Origin of the sequence: Rhizobium sp. BK512 (genome assembly GCF_014194915.1) — a bacterium.
GTDB lineage: Bacteria > Pseudomonadota > Alphaproteobacteria > Rhizobiales > Rhizobiaceae > Rhizobium.
Genome location: NZ_JACIAS010000001.1, coordinates 1,155,605 through 1,162,332, shown reverse-complemented (window position 1 = coordinate 1,162,332; position 6,728 = coordinate 1,155,605). Strand labels below are relative to the sequence as shown.

Genomic DNA, 6,728 nt, shown 5'->3' with positions numbered 1-6,728 from the left:
GACGCGGGGTGGAGCAGCCCGGTAGCTCGTCAGGCTCATAACCTGAAGGCCGCAGGTTCAAATCCTGCCCCCGCAACCAAACATATAGCCCGCATTCAAGCGGGCTTTTTTGTGCCACGAGGTTCAACGCCTCGAAAGCCGCCAAAACGCCCAAAGCTCCCAAAGCCGACGCGGCGAAACAGAAAACTGCAAAGCCCGGGCACCCAGCCAATCTTCCCCTCTCTCGTCTTGCGAAAGACATCGCGCCGTGACTATCGCCCGGCGCGGAAAACGACTGCGCCGCCGGCGAGGGTGACTCGCCGTCCTGCGGACCATAACCTCAAGGCCAAGTGAAGCGGATGCCACAAACACCGTAACCAAAACAAACAGTCCCTCCTAAAGGATCAAAACAAAAGCCCTCCATCTCGGAGGGCTTTTGTGTGTCTGCAGCGGGGCTTGCCATGCCCGAACGCTGATTGTCGGTGCGGCTAGCAAATTACCGAATATGGCTAGTCGTGACGCAAGAGCGAGCCTGGAAACATTTAACGGGACCCGCTTTGCAACAGCTTGAGGAACCGCGTTCGCCTATTCATCGCGTCGCAGGTTGCGAATTCGGTCGAAGAGAACGGCGAGCACAATTGCCCCGCCGATAAAGCAGCCTTGCCAGAACGCGTTGATGCCGAGCAGGCCGAGGCTGTTGCGGATCACCTCGATGAGCGCGGCGCCGATCAACGCCCCGAAGGCAGTGCCGACGCCGCCAGCCAGATTGGCGCCGCCGATGACCGCGGCGGCAATGACCTGGAGTTCCATGCCCGCGCCGATATTTGTGGTGACTGCTCCGAGCCAGCCGGTTTGAATGATGCCGGCGACCCCAGCCGAGAGGGCGGAGATCATATATACGACGACCTTGATCATCTGTACGGGAACGCCTGTCAGTGTCGCGGCGTGCTCATTACCGCCGATGGCAAAAACGTAGCGGCCAAACTTGGTCCAGCGCAGCACAAAGCCGGTAATAAGCGCCAGTACGATCATGTAGAGCACCGGATTTGCGATGCCGAAAAACCAGGCGCCACCACCCAGCGCCAGCAGCTTGTCGTGATCGGGCCCAAACTGGAAAACGACGGTGTTGTTGGATGCGACCATCGCCAGGCTGCGCGCAATCGACAACATTCCGAGCGTGACGACGAAGGGTGGGAAGCCGAGATACGCAATCAATAGGCCGTTGAACGCTCCGACCACAAGAGCAGTCCCGATCGACGCGGCGATGCCGATCTCAATGCTGTATCCCGCATGCATGACGACCGCCAGCACCATGCTGCACAGGCAGAGCACGGAGCCAACGGACAAATCGATGCCCCCGGTGATGATGACCAGTGTCATGCCCAGCGCGATAATTGCGACGAACGTGACGTTGCGGGTGATGTTGTAGATGTTCTTCGACGTTGCAAAGGAATCTGTCGTCATCGACAGGAAGATGCAGGCGAGAATGACGGCAATCAGGACCCAGAATGTCTGGCCGCCTAAGATCGACGCAAGCCAGCTCCGTTGCTTCTGCCCGATCGTCTGGTCAAGTGTAATCGCCATCGTCGACCTTCTTCTTTCTCGCTGCGGCGATAGCATCGATCACACCTGTTCGATGGCGCCGGTGATAAGCCCCGTCACTTCCTCAGGCGAACTTGCCGCAATTGGCTTGTCGGCTACTTTTCTACCGCGCCGCATCACGATCACACGGTCTGCGACCGAAAAGACGTCGGGCATGCGGTGGCTGATCAGGACGACGACAATGCCCCGGTCACGCAATTCGCGGATCAAATTGAGAACCTCGGCGACTTGGCGCACGGAAATGGCGGCCGTCGGCTCGTCCATCAGCACGATTTTCGCTTCCGACAGCATCGTCCGGCCAATCGCGACGGCTTGCCGCTGGCCACCTGACATCTGCTTGACGAGATCGCGTGGCCGCGTCTCCGATTTGAGCTCGCGGAAGATCTCGCCGGCGCGCTTGTACATGGCTTTGTAGTCGAGAATGCGAACGGGCCATATACCGCGTCGCAATTCTCGTCCGAGGAACACGTTGGCCGCCGCCGTAAGGTTATTGCAGAGCGCCAGATCCTGATGAACGATTTCGATGCCATGCAGCCGCGCCTCCTTCGGCTTATGCAGGACGATCTCGGTTCCATCGAGACTCATGGTTCCGTGGCTCGGTCGAAAGTTGCCGGCGATCATCTTGACCAGCGTGGACTTGCCCGCGCCGTTGTCACCCATGAGGCCGACGACTTGTCCCGCTTCGAGCGAAAACGAAACGTCGTTGACGGCCTGGATGGCACCGAAATGTTTGGAAATATTGGTGAGCTCGAGAACCGCCACCAGCCTTCTGGCCTCCCAAAACTGTCGCTATCCATTCGCTCCAAGCCCAGCCTGTTTTTGACGCGAGGCTCGGGCGAATTCGCTTCTCCAATATCCTCCCAGGAAAAGCGAATATGAGCATTTACGCAAAACCCTGCGACAGCGTCAACTCATTGTCCGAGATGCTGAGCCTATTGTAACAAAAATCTGTTTTGTCAGACAAATATCAATTGACGGAAGTGGCGCGTGAATATTAGCTATCACTGGGAGAGAGAGCATGCTGATCCTTGTTACCGGTGCGACGGGCAAGGTCGGGCAGCGCTTCATTGCTGGGCTGCTTGACGATCCGAGATTTTCCAAAGCCCGTGTTCGCGCGCTTTGTCATAATCGTTTGTGCGAGGCGACCGATCGCGTCGAAGTCATCCGCGGCTCGATCGCCGATCGCGATATCGTGGCAGCAGCGCTGAACGATGTTACCCATGTCGTGCATCTCGCCACGTGTAAGGAAACCCCTGAAGACGTCATGGACGTTACGGTCAAGGGTCTCTTTTGGCTTCTCGAAGAGTTCCGTGGAAGCGTCACGGCACGTCAGTTCATCCTGATCGGCGGCGACGCGGGCATTGGGCATTTCCACTATCGCCATTCCGGTCCAATCACCGAGAGCGCCCCCCATTGCGCCTATCCCGGAAGCTATGCGCTCTCCAAGGTTCTGGAGGAGGTCATGCTGGAGCAGTTCGGCATTCAGTATGGCCTTAACGGTTGTTGCCTCCGAGCGCCATGGATCATGGAGAAGGACGATTTCAAGTATTCGTTGTCCTTTGGGGATGACGTCTTTGGCGGCCCGGACTGGAAGACGCTCGTTCCGGAAGAAGCGGCGCGACGCTATGCGGCCGTGGGCACGGTCCCGCTGCTGCTCGATGCTGACGGTCGTCCGCTGAAACGCAACTTCGTGCATGTCGACGACCTCGTATCGGCAATTTTGGCAGCGATCGACAACCCCAGGGCGGAGAGGCAACTCTTCAATATCTGCATGGACCGACCCGTCGACTATGCTGAAGTCGCCGCTTACCTGTCCCGCACGCGAAATCTCGACTCGGTCGAGATACCAAGCCGCTTCCATTCCAACTGGATGGACAACAGCAAGGCGAAATACCTGCTCAATTGGCGGCCAGACTACGATCTCGAAATGCTTATCAACTCGGCGTGGCAATACGAGCGTTCGAAGGAGGAGCCTCGTATCGTGTGGTATCCGGGTTGATTTCGTGTGGCGGGCATGCCGTGCCCGTCTGTTTCAAGGGAGGAAACCATGAGGAAGGCATTACTACTTACAGCCGCAGTTTTAGCATTGACCGCAGGGCAGGCCTTGGCGAAGAAGCAACTCGTCATCGTCGTGAAGGGTCTCGACAATCCGTTCTTCGAAGCAATCAATCAGGGTTGCCAGAAGTGGAACAAGGAGAACCCTTCCGCGGAATATGAGTGCTTCTACACCGGTCCGGCATCAACATCCGATGAAGCCGGCGAAGCGCAGATCGTACAGGATATGTTGGGTAAGGCAGACACTGCCGCAATCGCGATTTCGCCGTCAAACGCAAAGCTCATCGCCCAGACACTGAAGACCGCCAATCCGAGCGTCCCGGTGATGACGCTTGATGCCGATCTTGCAGCCGAGGACGCAGCCTTGCGCAAGACCTATCTCGGCACCGACAACTATCTGATGGGCGCACGTATCGGTGAGTACATCAAGAAGGCCAAGCCGAAGGGTGGCAAGATCTGCACGATCGAAGGCAATCCGGGAGCAGACAATATTCTGCGTCGCGCGCAGGGTATGCGTGACACGCTCACCGGCCAGAAGGGTCTTACGGAATTGAAAGGCGAAGGTGGCTGGACGGAAGTCGCCGGCTGCCCGGTCTTTACCAATGACGACGGTGCCAAGGGCGTGCAGGCAATGACCGATATCCTCGCGGCCAATCCCGACCTCGATGCATTCGGCATCATGGGTGGCTGGCCCTTGTTCGGCGCACCTCAACCCTATCGCGACCTGTTCAAGCCGATGGCTGAGAAGATTGGCAGCAATGAATTCGTCATCGGTGCGGCCGACACGATCGGCGACGAGATTGCCATTGCGAAGGAAGGCCTGGTGACTGCACTCGTCGGTCAACGGCCGTTCGAGATGGGCTACAAGGCACCGACAGTGATGATGGATCTGATTGCGGGCAAGGCAGTCGACGATCCGGTCTTCACCGGCCTCGATGAGTGCACGAAGGACACGGTTGATACCTGCATTCAAAAGTAGGCTCATGGCTCGGCGCACCAGGTCAGGGTGCGCCGATTGCCTTCATGTGACGGATCGAAAGATCTGCAGGGCTTGACGCGCCCTGAATTCCGCGCGCTGCGCCGGATCCAATCGCAGGCGACTTCCTCGTTATTACAATTGTTTTGATGGTCCATGCGGACAGTCGAAAGAATGCTGAGGCAGTAGAAATAAATGCCTGACAAGAAATCGGGAAGGCCGACGACCCCGGTCGAGGTGCCGACGGCTGACAGCTCAGCTACCACAAGGCGCCCAAATGCCGCCCGCATGACCGGAGCGAGTGTTCATCTGTCTTTGGCAGGCGAGATCGGCCTCAGGATAGTGCGTGGTGATTATCCGCCCGGCACGATCCTGCCAAACGAGGCAAAATGGTCACAAGTCTTTGACGTCAGCCGGTCGGCGGTGCGCGAGGCGATCAAGATGCTGATGGCAAAGGGCCTGCTTTCCTCGCGCCCGAAAATCGGCAGTTGGGTCGAACCCAAGGAGCGGTGGAACCTGCTGGATCGGGATGTTTTGGGCTGGTATGTGGCCTCTCCCGATCGTGAATCATTTTTGCGGGCGGTGCAAGAACTCAGGCACATGATCGAGCCGGAAGCGACAGCGCTTGCTGCTGCGCGCCGAAGCGACGCCCAAATGGCGGCGATCAGTCAAGCCCTGCGAGACATGGACCAGGCGACGTCACTCCAGCAGCGAACAGAAGCCGATGCGCGATTTCACATCGCGATCTTGCATGCCTCGGGAAATGATCTGCTGGTGCCGCTCGGCGTATTGATCGAATCGGCGCTGAACCACCTTTTCGCCCATGTCACGCGAGAGGAAGACGACTTGCAATACGTTATCAAGCTTCATGAAAACATTGAGAAAAGCGTCCGATTACAACGACCGAACATGGCGCGCAGCGCCGTCCGCAAGCTGCTGGCGAATACAGACCACATTATAGCACGGTGGTCGCGATAGACGTTGGTATCCAATCGCGCCGAGGATGGGCCGGACGGCCTCTATCACGTATGCCGGCGGAAAAGCCGGCTACTGGCGGCTCGTGCGACCGGCCCTCGAATTAGGCCCCCCTTGCTCAGGAGGCAGGCACTGCCGCCCGGCGTGGAGACCTCGCCATCAGCCGTGCATAAGCGATGGCCGACAACATGTTGACGTGGTTGGCGCGGCCGGTTCCGGCGATGTCGAAGGCGGTGCCGTGGTCCACGGAGACGCGGTCGATCGGCAGGCCGAGGGAGACGTTCACGGCGGTATCAAAAGCGACCAGCTTGATCGGGATGTGACCCTGATCGTGATATTGCGCGATCACCAGATCGAAGGCACCGTTATAAGCCCGGGCAAAGACCGTGTCGGCGGAGATGGGTCCGACCACGTCGATACCCTTGGCCTGTGCGAGTTCGACGGCAGGTGCCAGGAATTCCGTGTCTTCGGTTCCGAAGAGGCCGTTTTCGCCGCAATGCGGGTTGAGACCGGCAACGGCGATGCGAGCCTTCTTGCCGAGGCGCATGAAGTGATTGTGGCCGGCTTCGATCGTTGCCAGCACGCGTTCGGTCTTCGCCCGCTCGATCGCACCCTTCAGCGAGACATGGGTGGAGACGTGAATGGTATTCAGCCGCTCGGAGGCGAGCAGCATGAAGGAGCTCTTGGAACCGGTCAGGTGTGCCAGCAGGCCGGTATGGCCATCGAAATGATGGCCGGCGAGGTTCATCGCTTCCTTGTTGATCGGCGCCGTAACGATGACGTCGGCTTCTTTCGACATTGCCAGATCGACGGCGCGGGCGATGTAGCGAACCGACGCATCGCCCGCAACAGGGCTGACCTTGCCGATCTCGGGGAGGGGGGCATCAAGCGGCACCTCATCGACGGCGATGGTATTTCCATCGTCGGAGGCTGAGGGGCCGAAGCTCAGGCTGACATCGGCCGCGCGCGCAGCTCGCTCCAGCGCTTCTGTGTTGCCGACGATGACGAAATCGCGCCGTTCGGCTGCCGGCAGGGCCACCAGCGCCTTGACGATCACTTCGGGGCCAACGCCGGCGGGGTCACCAAGGGTCACCGCGACTTTTGCATTTCTGTCCATCAATCAAATTCCTCTTGAAAGCCC

At 58.7% G+C, this 6,728-nt stretch carries 6 protein-coding genes and 1 tRNA gene; 4 read left to right on the top strand and 3 right to left on the bottom strand.

Annotated elements, in window-relative coordinates; translation table 11 throughout:
• Positions 1–2: 2 nt before the first annotated feature.
• Positions 3–79: transfer RNA gene (locus FHX06_RS05815), tRNA-Met, on the top strand.
• A gap of 485 nt (positions 80–564) precedes the next feature.
• On the opposite strand, the gene FHX06_RS05810 is transcribed toward FHX06_RS05815, so the two are convergent.
• Positions 565–1,563, bottom strand: coding sequence for an ABC transporter permease (locus FHX06_RS05810; protein WP_113209958.1), 999 nt, complete (start codon positions 1,561–1,563; stop codon positions 565–567).
• 39 nt (positions 1,564–1,602) lie between these two features.
• Complete coding sequence (locus FHX06_RS05805; protein ID WP_018115154.1) at positions 1,603–2,343, bottom strand: ATP-binding cassette domain-containing protein; 741 nt, start codon at positions 2,341–2,343, stop codon at positions 1,603–1,605.
• A gap of 256 nt (positions 2,344–2,599) precedes the next feature.
• On the opposite strand from FHX06_RS05805, the gene FHX06_RS05800 reads away from it, so the two are divergent.
• The 3 genes from FHX06_RS05800 to FHX06_RS05790 all read left to right on the top strand — a co-directional run bounded on the left by FHX06_RS05800 (position 2,600) and on the right by FHX06_RS05790 (position 5,590).
• Positions 2,600–3,580 (top strand): NAD-dependent epimerase/dehydratase family protein, encoded by a 981-nt coding sequence (locus tag FHX06_RS05800; RefSeq protein WP_113014836.1) that lies wholly within the window; start codon positions 2,600–2,602, stop codon positions 3,578–3,580.
• A 48-nt stretch (positions 3,581–3,628) separates the two neighbouring features.
• Complete coding sequence (locus FHX06_RS05795; protein WP_029616466.1) at positions 3,629–4,615, top strand: substrate-binding domain-containing protein; 987 nt, start codon at positions 3,629–3,631, stop codon at positions 4,613–4,615.
• Between the two features lie 192 nt (positions 4,616–4,807).
• Positions 4,808–5,590, top strand: a complete 783-nt coding sequence (locus tag FHX06_RS05790) for a FadR/GntR family transcriptional regulator (protein WP_183878363.1) — start codon at positions 4,808–4,810, stop codon at positions 5,588–5,590.
• Between the two features lie 115 nt (positions 5,591–5,705).
• On the opposite strand, the gene pdxA is transcribed toward FHX06_RS05790, so the two are convergent.
• Positions 5,706–6,704 carry a 4-hydroxythreonine-4-phosphate dehydrogenase PdxA gene (pdxA, locus tag FHX06_RS05785; RefSeq protein WP_113014838.1) on the bottom strand — a complete coding sequence of 333 codons (999 nt, stop codon included), beginning with the start codon at positions 6,702–6,704 and terminating at the stop codon, positions 5,706–5,708.
• Positions 6,705–6,728: the final 24 nt, after the last annotated feature.